The organism is Armatimonadota bacterium (genome assembly GCA_031432545.1).
Taxonomy (GTDB): domain Bacteria; phylum Sysuimicrobiota; class Sysuimicrobiia; order Sysuimicrobiales; family Sysuimicrobiaceae; genus Caldifonticola; species Caldifonticola tengchongensis.
The window spans coordinates 312,097-332,905 of sequence record JAVKGX010000001.1; the positions used below are offsets into that span (position 1 = coordinate 312,097).

Sequence of the window (20,809 nt, forward strand, 5' to 3'; positions counted from 1 at the left end):
GTTCACCCCGCCCCTTCCGCCGCGAGCGCCGCGAGGAAACGACGCAGGGCGTCGCGAAACGCGACGCGGCGCTGTAGCGGCAGCATGTGACCTGCACCCGGTACAACGATCAGATCCGACCGCGTCATCCGTTCGTGCAAGAAGCTCGAAAGCGCCGGTGGCGTCACGATGTCGGCGTCACCGCACAGGATGAGGGTAGGCAGGCGAATCTCGTGGACCCGGTCGCGGACGTCGAACCGGGCGCACGCGCTCAGATCCCGCAGCAGCGTGTCGGGCCCCAACTCCCGTATGGCGGTGCGCACGCGTTCCCGCTGGCGGGCGTCCGCCCCGGGAACGAACCAGGTCTCCACCACGCGATCGATCGTCCGCAGGGGTGCCCGGTGCAGCCCGTCGAGCACGTCGGGGTCGACCGGCAGGTGGGCCCCGGTGGAGACGAGCACCAGGCCGCGCAGGCTGTCGGGCGCGTCGAGCGCCGCCCGCAGCGCGACGGCCCCGCCCATCGAGTGTCCGACGAGGACCACGCCGTGCATCCCGCCGCGGTCGAGGAAGGCGCGCAGCCACGCCGCGTAGTCCTCGACGCGGTCGAACGGTCGGCCTTCCGGATGCCCGGGGAGGTCGGGGGCGATCGCGATGGGGAAGTCCAGCAGCTGGTTCTGCCAGATCTGTCCCCGGCCGCCTGCGCCGTGCAGGAAGACAATCGCAAGACGCTTGCCGGGCTGCGGGTGGGTCACCCACCTAGACCCACAAGGAAGGGGTTGGACACGCGCTCGCGCCCGACCGTCGTGTGGGGTCCGTGCCCCGGGTACAGGATCGTGCTGTCGGGCAGTGTGAGGATGCGGGTTTCCAGCGTGTGGCGCAGCGCCTCCCAGTCACCGCCCGGCAGATCCGTCCGCCCGATGCCGCCGGCGAAGACGACGTCGCCCACGAACGCCAGACCGTCGCCGACGAGGATCACGTGCCCCGGGCTGTGTCCGGGCGCGGCGACGACCCGCAGCCGCACGGACCCGGCTGCCAGTTCGTCCCCGTCGGCGATGAAGCGGTCTGGGTCAGGCGGAGGGTCCAGCGGCAGGCCCATCATCAGCTGCGCCCGCACGCTGGCGTTGCGGATCATCTCCAGGTCGGCCCGCGGGGCCAAGAACGGCGCGCCGGTCACCTCGCGGACCGCGCGGACCGCGCCGACGTGGTCCCAGTGACCGTGGGTGGCGACGATCGCCTCCACCTGGAGCTCGTGCTGGCGCAGGATCTCCAGGATCACCGGCGCGTCGTTTCCCGGGTCGATGACGAACGCGCGCCGTGTCTGATCGTCCCCGTAGACGTAGCAGTTGGTGCCGATCGGACGGGTCTGGATCTGTTCGAGGATCATGGTCGCTCCGTGGTGACGAAAGACTGCGCGAATGCGATCTCGGTCTGACGGCGGCCGTAGCCGTGGCTGTCTTCGCCGCGGTACGCGTCGGCGAACCAGCGTGCGGTGGCGGCGATCCACACCCCCGCGGGCGTCGGCTCGTAGCCGAGGTCGGCGCGGGCGCGCGCGATGTCCATCACGAAGCGTCGCCCGAACGGCGGGGCGTAGTCGGGGAGGGCTTCCTTCCACGCGCCGGGCGCGGCGCGCACCAGCGTCGGGCGCCGGCCGAGCGCTTCGCCCAAAGCCCACAGATAGTCCACCAGCGTGATGACCTCGCCGCCGGCGGCGTTGTAGGTCTTGCCGAACGCGACCGGGTTGCCGGCGACGCGCACGACCATGCGCGCGACGTCCTCGCTGTACGCGTGGTTCCATGCCGGCTCGGGGCGCGGATCGCCCACGAGCAGCGGCCCGCCGTCGAGGATCCGCTGGATCCAAAACCACGGCCGCCGCGTCGGATCCTCCGGTCCCTGGACGACGGTCGGGCGGATCACCGTGTAGGGCAGGCCCCCGGCGTGGTCGACGAGCGCCCGCTCGGCCCTGCGCTTTCCGGCGACGTAGGGATGGTTGTCCGCACGGGCGTCCACCATCGGCTCGTCTTCGGATGCGTGCGCGAAGACGCGGTCGCCGGATCGTTCTGCGTACACCGCGCCGCTGCTCGTGAGCACGTAGTGGCCGACGGTCTGGCGGAAGACCTCCAGCGCCGACGACACGTCGGGCGCGTCGAAGGCGACGTTGTCGAAGACGACGTCGAAGGACCGGCCGCGCAGGGCGGCGCTGAACGCCTCACGGTCCGTGCGGTCGCAGGCGATGTGCTCGACGCGGTCCCACCAGCCGGGGCGGCGTCGTCCCCGGGAGAGCACCGTCACGCGCCACCCATCGTCGAGGAAGAGCTCGACGGCGTGCTTTCCGAAGAACTCCGTGCCGCCGATGACCAGGACGGACCGGACCACGAGACGCTACACCCTCAAAAACTGCTGGAACCGGGGCGCGCCGCGCGCGGCCAGGTCGACCCGCTCCTGGATGTGGACGAAGGGTTCGAGGTACGCGCGGGCCCGCCGCATCGGCTCGGCGAGGGCCGCGCGCCAGTCGTCGGCTTCGACCCGGTCGGCGGGCATGCACAACACCGCGTGGGCCTGTTGCCGCCACAGGACGTACTCGTAGGAGGGGAAGGGGGTGGGGCGGAAGACGACGTTGCGCCGGTCGACCTGCAACCCGGCGTCGCGCGCAGCCACCTCTAGCCGACGGGCCGCTTCGCGCAGCGGGATCGGTCGCGCGCTCACGCCACCTTCACACGGGCGAGCAACTCGACGAGCGCCCGGCAGAACGCGGGTAGGTCGGCCGGCGTCCGCGAGGTCACCAGGTTGCCGTCGACGACCACCTCTCGGTCGACCCAGTTCGCGCCCGCGTTGACCAGGTCGTCGCGGATGGCGCTCACGCTGGTGACGGTCCGGCCGCGCACGATGCCCGCCGAGATCGGGACCCATCCGGCATGGCAGATGAACGCCACCGGCTTGCCGGCTTCGTGGATCGACCGCACGAGATCCAGCATGGAGGCGTGGCGACGCATCCGATCCGGAGCGTAGCCGCCGGGGATCACCACCGCGTCGAACGAGGCAGCCTGCGTCTCGTCCATGCCCACGTCGGCGCGGGCCGGATAACCGTGCTTGCTCTTGTAGGTTTCCCCCGCCCGCGGCCCGACCACCTTCACTTCCGCGCCGGCCTCCCGCAACCGGAGCACCGGGTACCACAGTTCCAGGTCCTCGTAGAGGTCCTCCACGAGCACCGCCACACGCACGCCGGCAAGGTCCATCGCTGCACCTCCGCCTTCATCTGTGTTCAGTATACCTCCCTGCATAACGAGGGACGGGGGCGCGCGTGCCGAAATCGTGTTGCCGTGCGGGCCGATGGCGACGGGTTGGTCGGTTATCTGATGGTGCTGGCGGCGGCGGCCTTGTGGGGGAGCTTGGGGATCGCGGTGCGCTTCCTGGACGCGGCGGGTGTCGGCGCGTTCGAGGCCTCGGCGTGGCGTGCCGGGCTTGCGTGCGCCGGGGCTGTGGCGCTGGCCTGGGCCCGCGGCCGCTCTGTCCGCATCACGGCGCGCGACCTGCCGCTGTTTGCCGCCTACGGCCTGGTGAGCATCGCGATCTTCTTCGTGACGTACTTCACAGCGATCACGCTCACGACCGTGGCGACCGCCGCGATCTTGCTGTACACCGCCCCCGCGTGGGTGATCGCGCTGTCGGCCATCCTGTTCGGCGAAGACCTGTCCGGCCCCAAGCTGGCAGCCTTGGCGCTGGCGTTCGTCGGCTGCGCGCTCGTCGTACGCGTCTACGACCCAGCGGCGCTGCGGTTGAATCTGCCGGGCGTCGCGGCGGGCCTGGGGGCCGGTCTGACCTACGGGCTGTACAGCATCTTCGGCAAGCACGCGCTGCGTCGGCACGATCCGCTCGTGATCCTCGTGTACGCGTTGGGTTTCGGTACCATCTTCTTGGTGGCAGGCGGGCTGCTGGCGGGGGTGCCGGCCGGACGTTTCGTCCCCGCGCACGTGCTGCGGGCGCCACTGGCGCTGCTGTACCTGGCGCTGATCACCACGTTGGCGGCCCAGTGGCTGTACGTCGGTGGGCTGGCGCGGATCGAGGCCGGGCGGGCCAGCGTCGTCGCGACGTTCGAGCCCGTCGTCGCCGGCCTGCTTGGCTACGTCTTCTTCGGAGAAGTCCTGGACCGACCGCAACTGCTGGGTGGAGTCCTGGTCCTCTCGGCGGTGTTCCTGGTACGCTCTCAGGCGGTGGCGGGCAGGACGGTCCGGCGATGAACATCGCGCACATCCTCGCACGGAAGGGCGGTCACGTCTACACGGCCCGGCCCGACCAAACGATCCGGGACGCGCTGGCGCTGCTGGCGCGACACACGTCGGCGCGCTGGTGGTCGTCGACCCGGACGGCCGGCCGGTCGGCATCCTCTCCGAACGCGACATCGTCCGCGAGGCCGTGCGCGACGAGCGGCTATTCGAACGCAGGTTTGCCGACGTCATGACGGCGGAGATCGTCGTCGGGAGGCCCGAGGACGGCCTGATGGTCGTCGCCCATACGATGACCGAGCTGAGGATTCGTCACCTGCCTGTGGTCGACGGAGGGCGTCTGGTCGGGATCGTCTCCATCGGGGACGTGGTGAAGGCCCAGCGCGACGCCTACGAGGGCGAGGTGGCCACCCTGCAGATCCTCACGGAGAGAGCCGGTGAGTAGACGGCGGAGCGGGTCTTGCGGCCCGCTCCGTGCGCGTCGCGCCCCGACCGGAGTGGCCTTTCGGTGATCGCCGGCGCGGGGATTCCCCATTGGGTATGAGCCGACCCGGGAGCGAGGCGCGTCCTGTGCGCGTGGCCGTGTTCGGTGCGGGACCAGCCGGATTCTACGCCTGCGACCATCTCCTCAACCAGCGGGACGTCGTCGTGGAGGTGGACCTCTTCGACCGGCTGCCCGCGCCCTACGGTTTGGTGCGGTACGGCGTGGCCCCCGACCACCAGAAGATCAAGTCGGTGACGGCGGTGTACGACCGGACCGCGTCCCACCCGCGCTTTCGCTTCTTCGGCAACGTCGAGTACGGAAGGCACTTGACTCTGGACGACCTCAAGGGGCTGTACCACCAGATCCTCTTCGCCACCGGTGCGCAGGCGGACCGACGGCTGGGGCTGCCCGGTGAGGACCTGAAGGGCAGCTACTCGGCGACGGAGTTCGTCGCGTGGTACAACGGCCATCCGGATTTCACCCACCTGACGTTCGACCTGCAGCGCGAGGCCGTCGCCGTGGTGGGCGTCGGCAACGTGGCCGTGGACGTCACGCGGATCCTGCTGCGCTCGACGGACGAACTGGCGCGGACGGACATCGCCGACTACGCCCTGGAGGCGCTCGCGGCGAGCCGCGTCAGGGAAGTCTACCTCCTGGGCCGCCGCGGCCCTGCGCAGGCCGCTTTCACCAACCCGGAGATCCGCGAACTCGGCGAACTCCCTAACGCGGACGCGACCGCGTTGCCCGAGGAGGTGGTCCTGGACGAGCTGAGCCGCGCCGACATCGAGCAGCGCAACGACCGGACCGCCCGCATCAAGGTGGAGATCTTGCGGGAGTTCGCCAGGCGCACGCCGACCGGCAAACCCCGCCGGCTGATCATGCGCTTTTTGGTCTCGCCGGTAGAGTTTCTGGCGTCCGACGGTCACGTCGGCGGATTGCGCCTGGTGCGCAACCGTCTTGAGAGGACAGAAGCGGGGACGCTGGTGGCCCGGCCGACCGCAGAACACGAGGACCTGCCGGTGGGGACGGTCTTTCGGGCGATCGGCTACCGGGGTGTGCCCCTGCCCGGTGTGCCGTTCCACGAGGAGTGGGGTGTCATCCTCAACGACAAGGGACGGGTCCTCGACCCCGAGACGAAGGAACCCCTGGTGGGGCTGTACGCCGCGGGATGGATCAAGCGGGGCGCGACGGGCGTCATCGGCACGAACAAGCCGGATGCCGCGGAGACCGTCGCGAACATGGTCGCCGACGTGCGGGTCGGCCGCGTGTTGGCGGCCGACGATCCCGACGCGGAGGCCGCGGAGCGGCTGATCCGGCAGCGCCAGCCCCGCTGCATCTCCTACGCCGACTGGCGCCGGCTCGACGAACTGGAGGTGGCGCGCGGCAGGGCGCAGGGCAGGCCCCGCGTGAAGTTCACCTCGGTGGAGGAGATGCTGGCGGCACTCGGCCGGTGACGACCGCATTCGGCGAGGCCGCGCGCCTGCCCGGGTCGGCCTACCGCCGAGGGACGGCCCGTGCGCGCGCGGCCGCCGCAGCGTGGGCGGTCTCCTCGATCCGATCGTCCAAGGGGTGCAGGTCGACTTCGCCGTGGCGACGCCGCAGGGCCAGCCGAAGGACGTGGTCGGCGAAGCGCGGGTTCTTGGGTAGCAGCGGGCCGTGCAGATACGTGCCGAAGACGTTTCCCTGCACCGCGCCCTCCGAGCCGTCCTCGCCGTTGTTCCCGAACCCGATGACCACGCGGCCCAGGGGCTTCGCCGCACCGCCCAGCCGCGTGCGGCCGCCGTGGTTCTCGAAACCCACGAGCGTGCCGACACCCGGCAGGGCGCAGTCCACGACGACGTTGCCGACCAGACGCCCGGCGGCCTTGCCCGGGTGTTCGGTCGTGACGTCGAGCAGTCCGATCCCCCGCAGCTGCCCTCCCTCCGCCGGCCGGTAGGAGTGACCGAGCAACTGGTAACCGCCGCACACCCCCAGCACGACGGCCCCGGAGGCGACGGCCCGCTGGAGGTCGTCGGCGCGGCGTCGCAGATCCGCGGCCGCCAGCACCTGCTGGCGATCCTCGCCGCCGCCCAAAAAGAACAGGTCGTGGGCGGAGGCGTCCAGCGGGTCGCCCAGGCGCACCGGCGCGATCGATACGCAGATGCCGCGCGCCTGGGCCCGCCGTCGCAGCACCATGAGGTTGCCACGGTCGCCATAGAGGTTCAGCAGGTCCGGATACAGGTGGCAGATTTGCAGGTCCATCGTGGCCACTCCAGCACCGCTCAATCTTCCCAGAACCCCCTCACCACGCCGCGCCTGCGCAGCACGCGCCGCAGTTCCAGCATCGCGGTGTAGGTGGGCACGACGACCAGCGCGCCGCCGTCGGGGACACCCCGCCGGGCCGCCGCCAGCGCGGCGTCGAGGTCGCCGACCACCGTCACGCGCGCGTCGTCCACGCCGGCATACTTCAGGCGCAGCGCCATCTCCGCAGCCCGGATGCCGCTGACCGTGATCGGCGCGTCCAGGTCGCACAACATCTCGAAGTCCACGTCCCAAAGCCAGGAGATGTCGTGGCCGTCGGCGGTCCGGTCGTTGATCGCGATGAGCACCGCGGCAGGGCGCTCGGCCTTCAGCGCGCGCAGCACTTCGTTGAAGCCGGCCGGGTTTTTGGCAAGCAGGATCTGCACGTCGACGCCGTCCCAGCGCAGCCGTTCCGCGCGCCCGAATACCGGCGCGAAGGAGGCGAGCGCCCGCCGGACGGTCTGCGGGTGGATGCCGATCGCCGCGGCGGCGGCCGTCGCGGCCAGCAGGTTGTAGACGTTGTACAGGCCCGGCAGCACCGTGCGGAGGTCCATACGGACGCCGTCCCACACCACGGTGGCGTCGGCGCCACGGGTGCCGCGCAGGCAGACGGCCTCCGCCCGAACCCTCAACTCGGGCCGGTGGGCGCCGCACCGCGCGCAGGTGTAGTCCCCGAGGTGGGAGAGGTAGACCACGCGGTAGTCGTACGGTGTCGCGCAGCGGTAACAGTAGCGTGCGTCGGCCGCGTCCTCGATGGCCGTGCCGCCGGCGGATTCGTCCTCAATGCCGAACGGGATCGTCTGCGCGCCGAACCGTTCGACGACCGCACCGACCTGGGGGTCATCGGCGTTGAAGCAGACGACCGTCTCGGGGGGCAACCCCGCAATGGCTTCTCGCCACCGTCCGGCGACGATGTCCACCTCCCCGTAGCGGTCGAGTTGATCCCGGAACAGGTTGGTGAGCACGACGACGCGGGGACGCAGCGCATCGATCGCCGCCGGCAGGGTCGCCTCGTCGACCTCGAAGACGCCGACGTCACCCCGCATGCCGCCCCGCCAGTGCGCACACTCGACGAGCGCGGCGGCAATTCCGGCGGGTAGGTTCGCACCGGCGCGGTTGTGGACGGGTACCAGTCCGGCCTCGGAGAGGATGTGGGAGATCAGCCGCGCGGTCGTCGTCTTTCCGTTGGTGCCGGTGACCACGACCGTGCCGTGCGGGAGCCGTGCGCCCAGCGAGCGTACGATCTGTGGGTCCAGCGTGCGCGCGACGCGCCCGGGCACCGTCGTCCCGCCTCCCAGACCGAGCACGCGGCTCAGACCGGCCGATGCCTTGCCGAGGACGATCGCAGACGTCAGGCGGATGGACATCACTCGGTGGGGTGCGGGTCAGTCCATGTCCAACCCGGCGGGCGGCTCCGCGGTCGGCGCCATGTGTTTTCCCCACACCTGGGCGAAGGCGTCGACCAGATCCACTGTACCACTCGGGACACGGTGCGATTGCGCCCGCAGGGAATCGAGGGATGTCGGACGGTGGCGCCCGGGGCCGGGATCGCGCCGCCCCCCCGGCAAGACCGCGGTCAGAAGTGACGCCGGGCACCGATGAAGCGGGCGTTGTAGTACGGTTTGCTCAGCGCGTCGATCCGCACGCCGCGCCCCGCCGACGACGCGTGGATGAACATCCCGCCGCCGACGTAGATCCCCGCGTGTGAGGCGCCGGGCGCATACGTGGTGAAGAAGACCAAATCGCCGGGTTGCAGCTGTGACCGGGGCACGGGGCGCCCGACGCCGAACATCGCGAACGACGTCCGCGGCAGCGTGATCCCCATGTGGCGGAACATGGCGTACAGGAAGCCGGAGCAGTCGAACGCTCCGTTGCCGGTCGCACCCCACCGGTAGGGCGTCCCCAGGAATCGCCGGGCCATGGCGACGAGCGCCGCGCCCCGCGACGACGCCGCGGCAACCCGCCGCGTCGCAGGCGCTTCGGGCCGGGCTGCGGCGTCCGCTCCGGGTAGGCGCAGGCGCTGGCCGATGCGCAGCATCGCACTCTCCGAGATGCCGTTCAGCGAAGCCAGGCGCTGCGGCGTGGTGCCGTACCTCCGGGCGATGCCCCACAGCGTGTCCCCCCTCTGAACGACATGCACCTGTGCGGGAACCGACGGTGTGGGGGCGCGCGGCGGGGTCCCTGCGGAGGCATCCGAGATCCGTAGGACCTGCCCGACCCGGAGGCGGTCCGCGTCCGCAAGGCCGTTCAGTCGCACCAGGACCGGAACCGGTACGCCGAAACGGTCGGCGATGGCGGACAGTGTGTCACCCGCCTTGACCGTGTACGTCGTGGGCGCAGCCGGCGGTGCGCTGGCGGACCGTGCGGCACGGGTACCGCTGGGGATCCGCAGAGTCTGACCGATCTGAAGACGGTGGGCATCGTCCAGGCCGTTCGCCTGCACGATCGCAGAAACCGTGGTGCCAAAACGCGCAGCGATGGACGTGAGCGTATCGCCGGATCTGACGGTGTAGGTGAGGCTGCTTGCCGATGTGCTTGCGGTCAATGCGGCGAAGAGACAAATGGCAAACACGACGGCCAGCGCCGGCCGGGTGAAGCCCATCTCACGCTCCCAGGTTGTCTTGCGGGATTTCGTGGACCGCGTGGACTCGTCCCCACGCGACCGAACCACGCACCTATTTCAACGTTCCTATGCCCAAATCCTCGATCGATAGATACGAACGTATGTCCGATTTGACACTCTCAGCCGGCTCTGTGACCGGACGCCGATGTCGAACGCAAAGGGGCCGTCTGTGCGGGATCAGAACTGCACGCGAACCGGTTCGCGCGCTGCGAGTTCTTCGATCTCGAAGTACTCCTGGGGACCAAACCGGAGCGCGTTGGCCAGTAAGTTGGTGGGGAACACCTGCCGAAGAGTGTTGTACTGCATCACCGTGTCGTTGTAGAACTGCCGGGCAAAAGCGATCTTGTTCTCCGTGCCGCTGAGCTCTTCTTGGAGTGCGAGGAAGTTTTGGTTGGCCCGCAGCTCGGGATAGGCCTCCGCGACTGCGAACAGGGACCGCAGCGCCTGGGTGAGCACGTTTTCGGCCTGGGCCTGTTCTCCGACGGTGCCGGCCGCAATCGCGCGGGCCCGCGCCTCGGTGACCCGCTGGAACACGTCGCGCTCGTGGGCGGCGTATGCCCTGACGGTCTCCACCAGGTTGGGAATCAGGTCGTAGCGGCGGCGCAGCTGCACGTCGATCTGCGCCCACGCGTTCTGGAGGCGGTTGCGCAACGTCACCAGGCGGTTGTACTCGAACACGACCCAGAGGGCCGCGAGCGCGACCAGGCCGAGCACGATCCATCCGGTCATCGGGACACCTCCCGCCTCCTGTTCGCCGGCCGCGGTGCGAATCCTTGTGCAGGGGTCGACGGGGCACACTGCGAACTCGTCGGTGTGCTGGCGGGCAGGGTCGTCCTGGTGACGGGTGCGAGCAGCGGCATCGGCGCGGCGATCGCGCGGCGGTTCGCCGCGGCGCAGGCGGCGGTGGCGGTCGGTTACGCCACTGATGCGCAGGGCGCCCAGGGGGTGGTCGCGTCGATCGAAGCGCGAGGCGGGCGGGCGGTGTCGCTGCGGGCCGACGTGCGTTCGCCCGAGGCGTGCGCGCGCCTGGTGGCCGAGACCGTGGCCGCCTTCGGCCGCCTGGACGTCCTGGTGAACAACGCCGGCGTCGTGGACCGCACCGACGTGTGGGGGATCACCGAGGCGCTGTGGGAGGAGCAGATGGACGTGCACGTCAAGGGGCCGTTCTTCTGCAGCCGCGCAGCCGCCGAGGTGATGGGCGATGGGTCGGCGATCGTCAACGTGGCGTCGATGCGGGGACTGGTGGCCGGCGCCGGGGCGCCGCACTATGCCGTGAGCAAGGCGGCTCTGGTGATGCTCACCAAGTGCCTGGCCCACGCCCTGGCCCCCCGCATCCGTGTCAACGCCATCGCACCCGGGTATACCGACACCCGTGCACACGCACACCGTACCCCCCAGGACCGCGCCCGGATCGAGGCAACGATCCCTCTCGGACGGTTCGCCTCCCCCGAGGAGGTGGCGGAAGCCGTGCTGTTCCTGGCTTCTGACGACGCGCGCTACATCACGGGGCAGACGCTCGTCGCCTGTGGCGGGATGGCGATCGGGTAGGCCGCGCTAGTGCAGCGACCGCTTAAAGTCAGCGGGCTTAACGTTGTCGAGGAAGCGCCGCCACTCGTCCATGTCGATCTCGTCTTCCTTCTTCAGCGGGATCGCCTGGGCGGCGACGCGCTCGTCCACGAAAATCGGCGCCTCCATCCGCAGCGCCAGCGCGATGGCGTCGCTGGGCCGGGAATCGACGGCGTGGTCGGTCCCGTCGCGCTTGAGATGGATCTCGGCGAAGTAGGTCTGGTCCCGGACGTCGGTGACGACCACGCGGGTCAGGGAAACCGACATCTCCCGGAGCACCGACCGGAGCAGGTCGTGGGTCATGGGGCGCGGTGGGGTGACGCCCTGCAGCTGCAGGGCGATCGCCTGGGCCTCGGCGGGGCCCACCCAGATCGGCAGCGCCATCCGCTCTTCGGCGTCCGTCAGGAGGACGACCGGGTTCATCTGGTGGTCCATCGCGACGCCCTTGACCTTCATCCAGATCACGGCGATCACCCCTTCCGTATTATACCCCGCCGTCCTGTCAAGCAGTCCCGGGCTGGCCGGCCTCGGGCGCCTCAGGACGTGGACAGCCCGCGCTTGTCGTACGTGTAGACCTTGCCGTTGGCCCGCAACCGCACCGGGCCGCGCCACAGCCGGTGTACCGCCCGGAGGTACAGCGCAATCCGTTTTGGATCCAGCTTCTTGCCGTCCTCGACGTGCGCCAGGGTCAGGTCCCGGGGGTGGGCGGGGTCCTCGACCTCGATCTGCGGTTCCCCCCGACCCAGCTTCTGCTGGATGAGCATCTCCTTGACCGCATCCACGTCGGTGTTGCGGCTGCGGTCCTTGGGATCGTAGACGAACAGGTCGAGCCGGTGGACCAGGTCCTGGTCGAGGACCTCGTCGATGAACCGGACGTCTTCGTAGAACCTCCGGATCGCCAGCGCGCGCTGGGGGCCCGCCTGCCGCTGCACCGCGCGGAACAGCGCGTAGCCGATCATGTACGGCGCCGGCCGGTTGCACAGGTGGACGGAGACCTCGCTCCACTCCCGAGGACCCAGCAGCTCGCGCAGCAGCTCCGCCTCGACGAACGTCGCCCATCCCTCGTTCGTGATGTGGGTACGCTGCACCAGATCGAAGTACTCCGCCTCCCGCCGCACCGCCTCCAGGATCTCGCGCTCGTGCGGCAGCAGCGGCGCCCGCTCCTCGAGGACGTAGACGACACGCCGCCGGCGCCGTGTGGGATCGCGCTCGAAGGCGTTGACGCTGGTGGCGACCGTCAGGCAGGCGTCCAGCAGCTCCTGGATCTGCTCCCGTCCGTGCGTGGCCTCGTGCCGGCGGAACATCCGCGCGTGCCGCTCGGCCTCGTTGAGCATGTCCTTGTTGGACTTCTGGTACCAGTGATTGTTCGCGAAGAAGTCGGCGTGGCCGTAGACGTGCGCGATCACCAGCACGTTCTGCAGATACGTGTTGGAGCGGCGCAGGAAGGCGTAGGAGGGACGGGTGTTCAGGACGAGTTCGAGGATGCTGAGCACCGCCTTGCTCTGCTGCAGCGAGAGTTCCTTGTAGGCGCCGCCCCAGTACCAGTGGACGAACCGGTTGGGCAGACCCATGCTGGCGACCTCGGCGATCTCGTCGGCTTCGCTCATGCGGAAGACGACGGGATCGAACGTCAGGCCGCGCTCTCGCGCGAGTGCCTCGACGCGGTGGATGACCGTCTCGTACTCCCGCACCGCGCACCGCCCTCCGGCCGGTCGACGCAGGACAGGAAGTCGGAGATCGCCTGCCGGACCGTCTCCAGATCCACGAGGTTCGCGAACGTCGCCCCCGGTCGGCGTCCGGCCGTCTCCTGCGCGTACTCGCTGAAACCGCCGATGCCGCGTCCGCCGGGGTTGACATGGCCGTAGCAGACCAGGTCGAACCGGGCCAGCGCCTCTTCGTAGCGCCGCTTGGCCAGATCGAAGTCGCCGCTGCTGGTCTCGCCGTCTGTGAACAGGAACAAGTACTTGTCGTACTCGCCCGCGCCGTCCAGCAGCTCCATCGCCTTCTCGAACCCGGCCGAGATGTGCGTGCCCCCGCTGGATTCCACCGAGAAGAACTCCTCGCGCGTCTTCTCTTCGGCGACGTCCTGGAAGACCACGTACCGGCGCAGGTTGGTGGGGTAGCGCCGCTCCAGCGCGTACCAGAGCAAAAAGATCGTCTTGCGGACCAGCGAGAGGTAATCGCCGCGCATCGATCCGGAGATGTCCAGGACGTAGACCTCCAGCGATCGGTGGTTGCGCGCCAGGGTGGGGTCCTCGACGAAGTACCAGCCGTCCTGGCGCAGGTCCACATCGTAGTCGGCCACACCCTGCTCCCGGAGGTTGCGCGCCAGGCTGGTGACCATCGTCTCCTCGAGGTTCAGATCGGCGACGAGCCCGATCCGGTCGAGATCGTCCAGTTCCGGCATGTCCTCGCTCTCGACGTCCCCGCCGCGCGGCGTGTGGTGCAGCGCGGGCAGGCGGATCTCGTCCAGCAGGACCTCCTGGGCCAGACGCACGAACTCGTCGAAGTCGACCTCCACGTGCGTCTCCGGTCCGTGGTGATCGCCGCCCAACACTCCCCCCAGCGCCTGCACCCCGTCGGCGGCCCCCCGTCCGCCGCCGTCGCCCCCGCCCTGGGCCAGGAAGGCTTCGTCGTCTCCGTAGCGCAGCGTCGGCAGGTCCAGGGTGGCGAGTTGCGTCTTCACCTTGCCGTCGACCACGAGTTCCTTCTGCTGGATGAGCTCGTTCAGGTTCTGCTTGAGGTAGGCGCGCAGCAGCTCGTCGTGCTCGTGCTGCGCGATGCGCCCGCGGTGGATCCTCATGGCCGGCGGCCCCAAAGAGGTGTGGGGATCCGCTTCCTGCCGGGCACGCGCATCAGACGCTCCGGCCGAGGATCTTGAACAGGCTGCGGGCGCACACCTCGCAGTACCCGTGCTCGGTGACCGCGCTGCGGTAGAGGACGTCGAACAGTTCGCGGCTCTTGGCGTCGAGCTCCTCGGTCTTCTCGTACAGGCGCAGGCAGTTCTTGATCTTGTTGAACACCAGCTCGTTGATCGCCCCCCGCAGGTGCTCGTTCTCCGTGTAGGGCATGGCACGCAGCTCGTCGGCGCGTTCGAGCAACACGTTCTCGAAGGCCACGCGCCCCTGCCGGCTGATCTGGCGCTTCTGGACGAGCAGGCCTTCGACCTCGTCGATCAGCTCCTTCTCCCGCTCGGTGAGTCCGTCGCCGACGACGTTGCGGGCCACCGCGTCCAGGTAGTTGCGGTACAGGTTCTGTCCGTAGTCGAAGAAGTGCTCCGGCACGATCCGTTCGACGATCAGCGAGACCTTTTCGTGGACGAACTCCAGCTTCGTCTCCTCGAACTGGCGCAGGAGTTCCTTGAGGTTGAGGTCTTTGATCGACTGATGAGCGAACGTGCGCTCGATCGCGTCGCTCAGCACCTCCAAATCCAGGCACGCGTCGGCACGGGTGTAGGCGGTCGAGAACGCATCCTCGAAGAAGCGTGGGCTCAGACCCCGCAGTCCGTTGGAGTCGGTCCGGGTCTTGATCGCGTAGCGGGCCGCGAGCTCGTAGACGTCGTGCGGCGCGTGCTTGCGCTCGCCGCGCACGCGGTTGGCGCGCTCGACGAGGTGGCGGTAGATCTCCATCTCCCCGGCCAGGTCGGTGTTGTACGGGAAGTCGATCTTGTGGATGCGGCCGCGCAGCGGCTCCATGATGTCTTCGGACAAGAAGACGTTGTACTCGGGGTAGTTCGTGTGCCCGATCACGACGGTGTCCACGTGGACGGTCGGGAAGTTCGCCAGGTCCACCCGCTTGGACTGGATAAGTTCGAGCAGCAGCGACAGCAGCTGCCGGCGGCTCTTGAAGACCTCCGTCCAGTCGAGGATGCCGCGGTTGGCCCAGATGATCTTGCCCTCGAAGTCGTACGCGTCGGGGTCGTAGGTCGACCCCCGCTCCTTGAGCATCGCGAAGTTGATGTTGCCGACGAAGTTCGTGATGTCCTCACGGCGCAGGTCGGTAGGGGTGTGCTTGGCGATCCCGACCTTGTGCCGGGCGGACAGATAGATCCGTTGGACCGGCACGTCCTCCCATCCGGCGTACCGCTGGATCAAGCGGTCGCACACCGGGCAGGGGAGGGCCTCTTCGTGCCAGTGGAACCCGCGGGACGCCAGCACCTCCGGCGGCACCAGGTCGAAGGGGTGCTGGTGGAACGGGCACCCCTCGACCGCGTAGAGCAGACCCGACTCGGTGTGCGAGTACGCCTCCAGGTGCCGCTTGATCTTGTCGACGGTCATCGTCTTGCCCGACCCCTGCGGTCCGACGAGCAGCAGCAGGCGCCGCTCCATCGCCATCGAGTAAGCGCGGAAGTACGAGACGATGTCCTCGAGCTGGCGGGTCATTCCGTAGATGCCTTCGAACACCCGATCCGGCCCGAAGTGGTCGAGCATGTCGGCGACGTAGTGGTGGGTCGTCCGCGTCAGACGGTCGTCCGAGGCGGCGGCGTTGAGGTAGGCGCTGACCGTTCGAATCTCCATCGTGTCCGCTACTACGCTGCGCAGTGGCGATCGGTTCCGCCAAAGCACGCGGCCCAGCCGGAGGGCTCGACTCCGCTGGGCCGGTCATCCACCCCGGATTCCGTCCGGGCGTGCGAGCGACGCATCCGCGTTGTTGCTGCGGCTCGGCGCCCGCGTGGCCGGCATCTGCCAACTCGGTGCGCCGCGGTGCGTATGGTTTTCGGTAAGTGTACGAACGCCCCTGCGGGGTGTCAAAAGCGTCTGTGCGATCGGCGGGCGATGCCGCACGCCTGTGGAGGCGCGATCGGGCGCTACGGGGAGGAGACCTCGCCGCAGGGGACGCAGCGCCGCGTCGAGGGCGGGAATCGGCGCGCAGCGGTTGTGGTACACTTTGCGCGGAGCAACCGTGAGGTGCTTATGGGCGACCCGAACGTCCACGGTTTTCTGTACTTCCGCATACCCCCTGGCTACCGCACGTCGCAGGAAGCCGAGCGCGTTCGACGGGCGGTCGAACTCGCGGAGGAGACGCCGAGCGTCGCGGGAGTGTACGCCTACAGTCTCGTGGGTCTTCGCGCCGATGCCGAGCTGGGGTTGTGGATCGCGGCAGCGGGCGTGGAGTCCTACCAGGCGGCGGCCCGATGTCTTCTGCGCACGCACATGGAGTGGGCGGCCAGCCTGTGGGGGACGGTGCGCCCCTCGCCGTACACCGGTCGCAGCGGCACCAGCGTGCGCGTCCCGGGCCCGCGCAAGCGGTATCTGGTCGTGTATCCGTTCAGCAAGACCCACGAGTGGTACCAGCTGTCGGCGGAGCGGCGGCGGGCGGTCATGCTGGAACACGCCCGCGTCGGGCACGCCTTCGAGGGGATCGAGCAGCTCCTCCTGTACTGCACCGGCGTGGCGGACTGGGAGTTCGTCGTCGGCTACGAGACCGATGACCTCGAGCGCTTCTCCGATCTGGTGGTTGCGCTGCGATCCACCGCCGCACGCCCCTACACGCTGCGGGACACGCCGATGTTCACGGGCCGGCACGGCCCCCTCGACGAGGTGGTCGGCGAGGTCTTCGCCCTGGGCGGCTGATGCGCGCGGACCAAGCCGCCGAACCGATCTCCGTGGCGGGCCCGTCGCGGGGCATGTCCGTTGCGGACCCGCGCCGCGCCGCCGAGGTGTTCTGGCGCTTGCTGGAAGAGAACCGGATCATGACGCTGGCGACCGCTTCGGGGGAAGGCCCGTGGGCCGCGCCGGTGCTGTACGCGTGGGAGGCGGGCCCCGTGCTGTACTTCATGTCGCGGCTGGGGACGCGCCACGTGCAGGATGCCCTGGTGACCGGGAGGGCGGCTGCGGCGATCCACCCGAACGAAACGCGGCCGCTGCGGGGCATCCAGCTGGCGGGCTCGGTGGAGAGGCTGCGCGGCGAGCGCGCACGCCATGCGATCGACCTGTACCTGGACCGTTTCCCGGCCGCGCGGGGACGCTTCCCGGTCGAAGACGTGCTCGCCGAGCGCGGCGACATCCGCTTCTTCGCGTTGCGGCCCGACCGGGCGTTCGTGCTGTCGGAGGCGGACTTCGGGTGGGGTGTGCGGGAGGAAGTGCGCTTCGACGGCTGACCCTCCGTGTATCGAGCCGCCGTCTACCTCCACATCCTGTCCGCCGCGGTCTGGGTCGGCGGGAACCTCCTGTTCTTTGCGGTCGCCCCCGCGCTGCGGCGGCAACCCCCGCACGGTTCGGCGGCACTGCGGTTGCTGGGGCGGCGGTTCCGGGTGCTGTCATGGGCGGCCGTCGCCGCGCTGCTGGTCACCGGCGCCTACCTGCTGTGGTGGGGCTGGGATCCCCGACACGGAACGCTGGCCTGGAAGCTGACCTTCGTCGGGGTGGCGGTCGTCCTCAAGGCCGCGCACGACTTCTGGATCGCCCCGCGCGCCGCGTCTGCGAGCGGTGCCTACGTGCCGCTGGCGCTGTGGGTCGGCCGGACGAACCTGGTCGTGCTGCTGGCCATCGTGTATCTGTCGACGGGCCTGGTGCGGTGAGCGAGCCTGCGGCCTCCGGCCCGACCGCCGAGCACCACGCCACGACGGTGTCCTTTCGGGACCGCATCCTGCGCGCCGCCCGCCGCCAGCCCGTGGACACCACGCCGGTTTGGTTCATGCGCCAGGCCGGCCGCTACCTACCGGAGTACCGGGCGCTGCGCGAGCGTTACACCATGGAAGACCTCTGCCGCCATCCGGACCTGGCAACCGAGGTCACCCTCCAACCGCTTCGGCGCCTGGACGTGGACGCCGCGATCGTGTTCAGCGATCTGTTGGTGCCGCTGTGGGGCATGGGCCTGGGGTTCCACGTCGTAGAGGGGCAAGGACCCGTGCTGCAGCGGTCGCTGTCGGCGGACGAATTGGCCTCGCTGCCGGCGATCGACCTGGGCGCGCTGGAGTTCACCTTCCAGGCGATCCGCACGCTTCGGCGCGAACTGGACCGCCCCCTGATCGGTTTCGCCGGCGCGCCGTTCACCTTCGCTGCCTACCTGATCGAGGGCCAACCTTCGCGGGACTGGACGCAGACACGCGCGTTCATCCACGCGCAGCCCGATGCGTGGGAGCGATTGATGGCGCGACTGGCGGAAAGCCTGGGTGCCTACCTGCGGGCGCAGGTTGAAGCCGGCGCGCACCTCGTGCAGGTCTTCGACTCCTGGGCTGGAGCGGTGTCCGCGCGGACCTTCCGCCGCGCGGTGGCGCCCCACCTGCACCGGATGCTCGACGCCGTGGGCCCCCGGGCGCCGCGCATCTACTTCGCCACCGGAAACGCCCACCTGCTGCGCGAGGTCGCCGGCCTGCCAGCCGAGGTGATCGGCGTGGACTGGCGCGTGGGGCTCCCCGACGCCGCGGCTGTGCTGGGCGCAGGGCGCGCGCTGCAGGGGAATTTGGATCCTGCGCTGCTGTCGGCCCCAGTCGCCAGGCTGCGGACCGAAGCCGAGCGCGTCGTCGACGAGGGCGCATCCCTCCCCGGCCACATCTTCAACCTCGGGCACGGCGTGCCCCCGCACACCGACCCGGACCGGTTGAGGCGTCTGGTGGACTGGGTCCACGAGCGCGGCCGGCGTACGCCGGGAGGTGGATAGTTCGATGGACGCGCCGATTGCGGTGCTCCTCATGGCCTACGGCACGCCCCGGAGCCTGGAGGAGGTGGAGGCGTACTTCACCCACATCCGCCGCGGCCGCCGACCCTCGTCCTCCGAACTCGAAGACCTCCGGGAGCGCTACCGGCGGATCGGGGGGGCCTCGCCGCTGCGCGAGATCACCGAGGCGCAGGCGCGTGGGCTGCAGGCGGCCCTCGACCGGCGTGCGCCCGGCCGGTACCGCGTCTATCTGGCCATGAAGCATGCGCCGCCGTTCGTCGCCGAGGTGACCCGCGCGATCCTCGACGACGGCCTCTTGCGGATCATCGCGATGGTGCTGGCGCCGCACGAGTCGCGCATGATCATCGACGAGTACTTGGAGTACGCGCATCCCGTGCTCGCCGATCGGCCCGACGTCCGCCTGCACGCCGTGCGCGGCTGGCACCTCAATCCGCGCTACCTCCACGCCGTCGAGGCGCGGATCCGGCGCGGGCTGGACACCTTCCCGCAACCGCAAAATGCGTTCGTGGTGTTCACCGCGCACAGCCTGCCCGAACGCATTTTGGAGTGGGACGACCCCTATCCAGTTCGGCTGGAGGAGACAGCCCGCGCGCTGGCGACCCGCCTGGGTCTGCGCCACTGGCGACTGGCCTACCAGAGCGCCGGCCACACCCCGTTCCGATGGCTGGGGCCGGACGTCTTGGAGGTGTTGTTGCAGCTGCGCCGCGGCGGCTTCGATCAGGTGCTCGTTGTGCCGATCGGTTTCGTCTCCGATCACCTGGAGGTGCTGTACGACATCGACGTCGAGGCGCAGCAGGCAGCCGGCGAGCAGGGGCTGGTGCTGCGTCGCACCGACTCGCTCAACGCCGACCCGGAGTTCCTCGAGGGCCTGGCGGACGAGGTGGAGGCTGTCCGCTGAGTGCCATGCGCATCAGCCGCCGCCGCTTCGAAGAAGTCGTCGAGCAGGCCCTGCGTGCCGTCCCGGCGGAACTGCGCCGCGCCGTCGAGAACGTCGAGATCGTCGTCGAGGACTGGCCCACCGAAGAGCAGCTGGGGTCGGTCGGTCTGGCCGAGGGGGACTCGCTGTTCGGCCTGTACGAGGGCGTGCCGCTGCCGGAGCGGGGGCTGGACCCTCCGCTGCTGCCCGACCGCATCACCCTCTTCCAGGGACCGCTGGAAGCCGCCTGCGACACCGACGACGAGCTGCGTGAAGAGATCCGCCGCACGCTCGTCCATGAGCTCGCCCACTACTTCGGCTTCGACGAGGACCGGATCGAAGAACTGGGCTACGGGTAGGCGGCTGGCCCTCTCCGGGGAGGAACTGGCACGTAGGTTGCTCGTCCCGTTGGTCGTAGGACCAAAGGAGGAGTCAGCCTCCGTGCCTGGGAACAATTCGGTGCCGCTGCCTGTCGGGGACCCGATGCTCAGGGTACACGTCTTCTCGCCCCACGGGACGATCGCCACGGCCCTCGTGCACCTGCTCGAATCGATGGGCCACCGCGCGTTCGTCTCGCCCAAGGAAGAGGCCGACGTCGCCGTATGGGACCTCACGTCGCTGGCAGACGGTTATCCGTCTCCCCCGGCGATGCCCACGCTGGCGCTGACGCAGGGCGACGACAGGGAGGTGGCCCGGCTGCTGCGCATGGGTTATCGAGGGTACCTGCGGGCGGGTTCCGACGGCGGCGTGCTGGGGCGGGCGGTGGCCGCGGTGGCACGGGGCGAGGTCTGGGCCGAGCGCCGGATCTTGACCTCCCGCTGGGCGGCCAGGCCGCACGCCGTCACGCCCCGTGAGCGGGAAGTGCTGGCGCTGATCGTCAAGGGGATGGGCAACCGCGCGATCGCCCGACAGCTCGGGGTGTCCGAGAAGACCGTCAAGACCCACGTCTCGTCGCTGCTGGCCAAGTGTGGAGCCCGCAGCCGCCTCGAACTGGTCGTGCACTCCCACGAACTGTTGTCCAATGGAGACGCCCGCGCGGGTTGACCCCCGCGCGTGGGCTGCCGGATTCGTGACTCCGCCCTCGGCCGGACAGCGGGGCGGACTCCTGATGCGCTCCTTGC

The 20,809-nt window shown here is 69.6% G+C and carries 24 protein-coding genes; 11 read left to right on the top strand and 13 right to left on the bottom strand.

Annotated features, from left to right (window positions below; translation table 11 throughout):
* Positions 1–2: 2 nt before the first annotated feature.
* Genes QN163_01570 through QN163_01590 form a run of 5 tightly spaced genes read right to left on the bottom strand, consistent with a single transcriptional unit; the run spans position 3 to position 3,212 of the window.
* Positions 3–731 (bottom strand): alpha/beta hydrolase, encoded by a 729-nt coding sequence (locus QN163_01570; protein MDR5682702.1) that lies wholly within the window; start codon positions 729–731, stop codon positions 3–5.
* Complete coding sequence (locus tag QN163_01575) at positions 728–1,363, bottom strand: MBL fold metallo-hydrolase (GenBank protein ID MDR5682703.1); 636 nt, start codon at positions 1,361–1,363, stop codon at positions 728–730. The genes QN163_01570 and QN163_01575 overlap by 4 nt, the downstream gene beginning before the upstream one ends.
* Positions 1,360–2,352: an NAD-dependent epimerase/dehydratase family protein gene (locus QN163_01580; protein MDR5682704.1), complete on the bottom strand. Its 993-nt coding sequence runs from the start codon at positions 2,350–2,352 to the stop codon at positions 1,360–1,362. Before QN163_01580 ends, QN163_01575 begins: the two co-directional genes overlap by 4 nt.
* 6 nt (positions 2,353–2,358) lie before the next feature.
* Positions 2,359–2,682, bottom strand: a complete 324-nt coding sequence (locus tag QN163_01585; GenBank protein MDR5682705.1) for a hypothetical protein — start codon at positions 2,680–2,682, stop codon at positions 2,359–2,361.
* The gene (locus tag QN163_01590) at positions 2,679–3,212 is read right to left on the bottom strand and encodes a type 1 glutamine amidotransferase domain-containing protein (GenBank protein ID MDR5682706.1); all 534 of its coding nucleotides are present in this window, start codon (positions 3,210–3,212) and stop codon (positions 2,679–2,681) included. Before QN163_01590 ends, QN163_01585 begins: the two co-directional genes overlap by 4 nt.
* Positions 3,213–3,296: 84 nt before the next feature.
* Between QN163_01590 and QN163_01595 the strand changes: the two genes are divergently transcribed.
* The 3 genes from QN163_01595 to QN163_01605 all read left to right on the top strand — a co-directional run bounded on the left by QN163_01595 (position 3,297) and on the right by QN163_01605 (position 6,137).
* Positions 3,297–4,214, top strand: coding sequence for an EamA family transporter (locus QN163_01595; protein MDR5682707.1), 918 nt, complete (start codon positions 3,297–3,299; stop codon positions 4,212–4,214).
* A 109-nt stretch (positions 4,215–4,323) separates the two neighbouring features.
* Complete coding sequence (locus tag QN163_01600) at positions 4,324–4,644, top strand: CBS domain-containing protein (GenBank protein ID MDR5682708.1); 321 nt, start codon at positions 4,324–4,326, stop codon at positions 4,642–4,644.
* Positions 4,645–4,769: 125 nt separating this feature from the next.
* A complete protein-coding gene (locus QN163_01605; GenBank protein MDR5682709.1) occupies positions 4,770–6,137 on the top strand; it encodes an FAD-dependent oxidoreductase in 1,368 nt (455 codons plus the stop codon).
* A gap of 40 nt (positions 6,138–6,177) precedes the next feature.
* On the opposite strand, the gene QN163_01610 is transcribed toward QN163_01605, so the two are convergent.
* The 4 genes from QN163_01610 to QN163_01625 form a co-directional block, all read right to left on the bottom strand.
* The gene (locus tag QN163_01610; protein MDR5682710.1) at positions 6,178–6,924 is read right to left on the bottom strand and encodes a glutamine amidotransferase; all 747 of its coding nucleotides are present in this window, start codon (positions 6,922–6,924) and stop codon (positions 6,178–6,180) included.
* A gap of 20 nt (positions 6,925–6,944) precedes the next feature.
* Positions 6,945–8,330 carry a MurT ligase domain-containing protein gene (locus tag QN163_01615; GenBank protein MDR5682711.1) on the bottom strand — a complete coding sequence of 462 codons (1,386 nt, stop codon included), beginning with the start codon at positions 8,328–8,330 and terminating at the stop codon, positions 6,945–6,947.
* Positions 8,331–8,539: 209 nt separating this feature from the next.
* Positions 8,540–9,565, bottom strand: a complete 1,026-nt coding sequence (locus QN163_01620) for a LysM peptidoglycan-binding domain-containing protein (GenBank protein MDR5682712.1) — start codon at positions 9,563–9,565, stop codon at positions 8,540–8,542.
* A gap of 198 nt (positions 9,566–9,763) precedes the next feature.
* Positions 9,764–10,315, bottom strand: a complete 552-nt coding sequence (locus QN163_01625; protein MDR5682713.1) for a LemA family protein — start codon at positions 10,313–10,315, stop codon at positions 9,764–9,766.
* Between the two features lie 84 nt (positions 10,316–10,399).
* On the opposite strand from QN163_01625, the gene QN163_01630 reads away from it, so the two are divergent.
* A complete protein-coding gene (locus tag QN163_01630; protein MDR5682714.1) occupies positions 10,400–11,134 on the top strand; it encodes an SDR family oxidoreductase in 735 nt (244 codons plus the stop codon).
* 6 nt (positions 11,135–11,140) lie between these two features.
* Here QN163_01630 and QN163_01635 read toward each other — a convergent pair whose 3' ends face one another.
* The 4 genes from QN163_01635 to QN163_01650 all read right to left on the bottom strand — a co-directional run bounded on the left by QN163_01635 (position 11,141) and on the right by QN163_01650 (position 15,669).
* Positions 11,141–11,626 (bottom strand): bifunctional nuclease family protein, encoded by a 486-nt coding sequence (locus QN163_01635; GenBank protein ID MDR5682715.1) that lies wholly within the window; start codon positions 11,624–11,626, stop codon positions 11,141–11,143.
* A 62-nt stretch (positions 11,627–11,688) separates the two neighbouring features.
* On the bottom strand, positions 11,689–12,843 hold the full coding sequence (locus tag QN163_01640) for a SpoVR family protein (GenBank protein MDR5682716.1): 1,155 nt from the start codon (positions 12,841–12,843) through the stop codon (positions 11,689–11,691).
* Positions 12,783–13,955, bottom strand: coding sequence for a DUF444 family protein (locus QN163_01645; protein ID MDR5682717.1), 1,173 nt, complete (start codon positions 13,953–13,955; stop codon positions 12,783–12,785). The genes QN163_01640 and QN163_01645 overlap by 61 nt, the downstream gene beginning before the upstream one ends.
* A 52-nt stretch (positions 13,956–14,007) precedes the next feature.
* Positions 14,008–15,669, bottom strand: a complete 1,662-nt coding sequence (locus tag QN163_01650; protein ID MDR5682718.1) for a hypothetical protein — start codon at positions 15,667–15,669, stop codon at positions 14,008–14,010.
* A 258-nt stretch (positions 15,670–15,927) separates the two neighbouring features.
* On the opposite strand from QN163_01650, the gene QN163_01655 reads away from it, so the two are divergent.
* The 7 genes from QN163_01655 (at position 15,928) to QN163_01685 (ending at position 20,732) form a co-directional block, all read left to right on the top strand.
* Positions 15,928–16,725 carry a chlorite dismutase family protein gene (locus tag QN163_01655; protein MDR5682719.1) on the top strand — a complete coding sequence of 266 codons (798 nt, stop codon included), beginning with the start codon at positions 15,928–15,930 and terminating at the stop codon, positions 16,723–16,725.
* The gene (locus QN163_01660; GenBank protein ID MDR5682720.1) at positions 16,725–17,252 is read left to right on the top strand and encodes a pyridoxamine 5'-phosphate oxidase family protein; all 528 of its coding nucleotides are present in this window, start codon (positions 16,725–16,727) and stop codon (positions 17,250–17,252) included. Before QN163_01655 ends, QN163_01660 begins: the two co-directional genes overlap by 1 nt.
* A 6-nt stretch (positions 17,253–17,258) precedes the next feature.
* The gene (locus QN163_01665; protein MDR5682721.1) at positions 17,259–17,672 is read left to right on the top strand and encodes a hypothetical protein; all 414 of its coding nucleotides are present in this window, start codon (positions 17,259–17,261) and stop codon (positions 17,670–17,672) included.
* Entirely contained in the window at positions 17,669–18,754 is a 1,086-nt protein-coding gene (hemE, locus tag QN163_01670) for a uroporphyrinogen decarboxylase (protein ID MDR5682722.1), read from the top strand. The genes QN163_01665 and hemE overlap by 4 nt, the downstream gene beginning before the upstream one ends.
* Positions 18,755–18,758: 4 nt before the next feature.
* Complete coding sequence (gene hemH / locus QN163_01675; protein MDR5682723.1) at positions 18,759–19,670, top strand: ferrochelatase; 912 nt, start codon at positions 18,759–18,761, stop codon at positions 19,668–19,670.
* A 5-nt stretch (positions 19,671–19,675) separates the two neighbouring features.
* Complete coding sequence (locus tag QN163_01680) at positions 19,676–20,047, top strand: metallopeptidase family protein (GenBank protein MDR5682724.1); 372 nt, start codon at positions 19,676–19,678, stop codon at positions 20,045–20,047.
* A 100-nt stretch (positions 20,048–20,147) separates the two neighbouring features.
* Positions 20,148–20,732, top strand: coding sequence for a response regulator transcription factor (locus QN163_01685; GenBank protein MDR5682725.1), 585 nt, complete (start codon positions 20,148–20,150; stop codon positions 20,730–20,732).
* Positions 20,733–20,809 lie beyond the last annotated feature (77 nt).

Excerpts from the sequence above, each read along its gene's own strand:
- hemH (MDR5682723.1), top strand. The coding sequence starts at position 18,759 with ATGGACGCGCCGATTGCGGTGCTCCTCATGGCCTACGGCACGCCCCGG.
- QN163_01620 (MDR5682712.1), bottom strand. The coding sequence starts at position 9,565 with ATGGGCTTCACCCGGCCGGCGCTGGCCGTCGTGTTTGCCATTTGTCTC.
- QN163_01645 (MDR5682717.1), bottom strand. The coding sequence starts at position 13,955 with ATGAGGATCCACCGCGGGCGCATCGCGCAGCACGAGCACGACGAGCTG.
- QN163_01625 (MDR5682713.1), bottom strand. The coding sequence starts at position 10,315 with ATGACCGGATGGATCGTGCTCGGCCTGGTCGCGCTCGCGGCCCTCTGG.
- QN163_01590 (MDR5682706.1), bottom strand. The coding sequence starts at position 3,212 with ATGGACCTTGCCGGCGTGCGTGTGGCGGTGCTCGTGGAGGACCTCTAC.
- QN163_01575 (MDR5682703.1), bottom strand. The coding sequence starts at position 1,363 with ATGATCCTCGAACAGATCCAGACCCGTCCGATCGGCACCAACTGCTAC.
- QN163_01615 (MDR5682711.1), bottom strand. The coding sequence starts at position 8,330 with ATGTCCATCCGCCTGACGTCTGCGATCGTCCTCGGCAAGGCATCGGCC.
- QN163_01660 (MDR5682720.1), top strand. The coding sequence starts at position 16,725 with ATGCGCGCGGACCAAGCCGCCGAACCGATCTCCGTGGCGGGCCCGTCG.
- QN163_01610 (MDR5682710.1), bottom strand. The coding sequence starts at position 6,924 with ATGGACCTGCAAATCTGCCACCTGTATCCGGACCTGCTGAACCTCTAT.
- QN163_01650 (MDR5682718.1), bottom strand. The coding sequence starts at position 15,669 with ATGGAGATTCGAACGGTCAGCGCCTACCTCAACGCCGCCGCCTCGGAC.
- QN163_01680 (MDR5682724.1), top strand. The coding sequence starts at position 19,676 with ATGCGCATCAGCCGCCGCCGCTTCGAAGAAGTCGTCGAGCAGGCCCTG.
- QN163_01655 (MDR5682719.1), top strand. The coding sequence starts at position 15,928 with ATGCCGCACGCCTGTGGAGGCGCGATCGGGCGCTACGGGGAGGAGACC.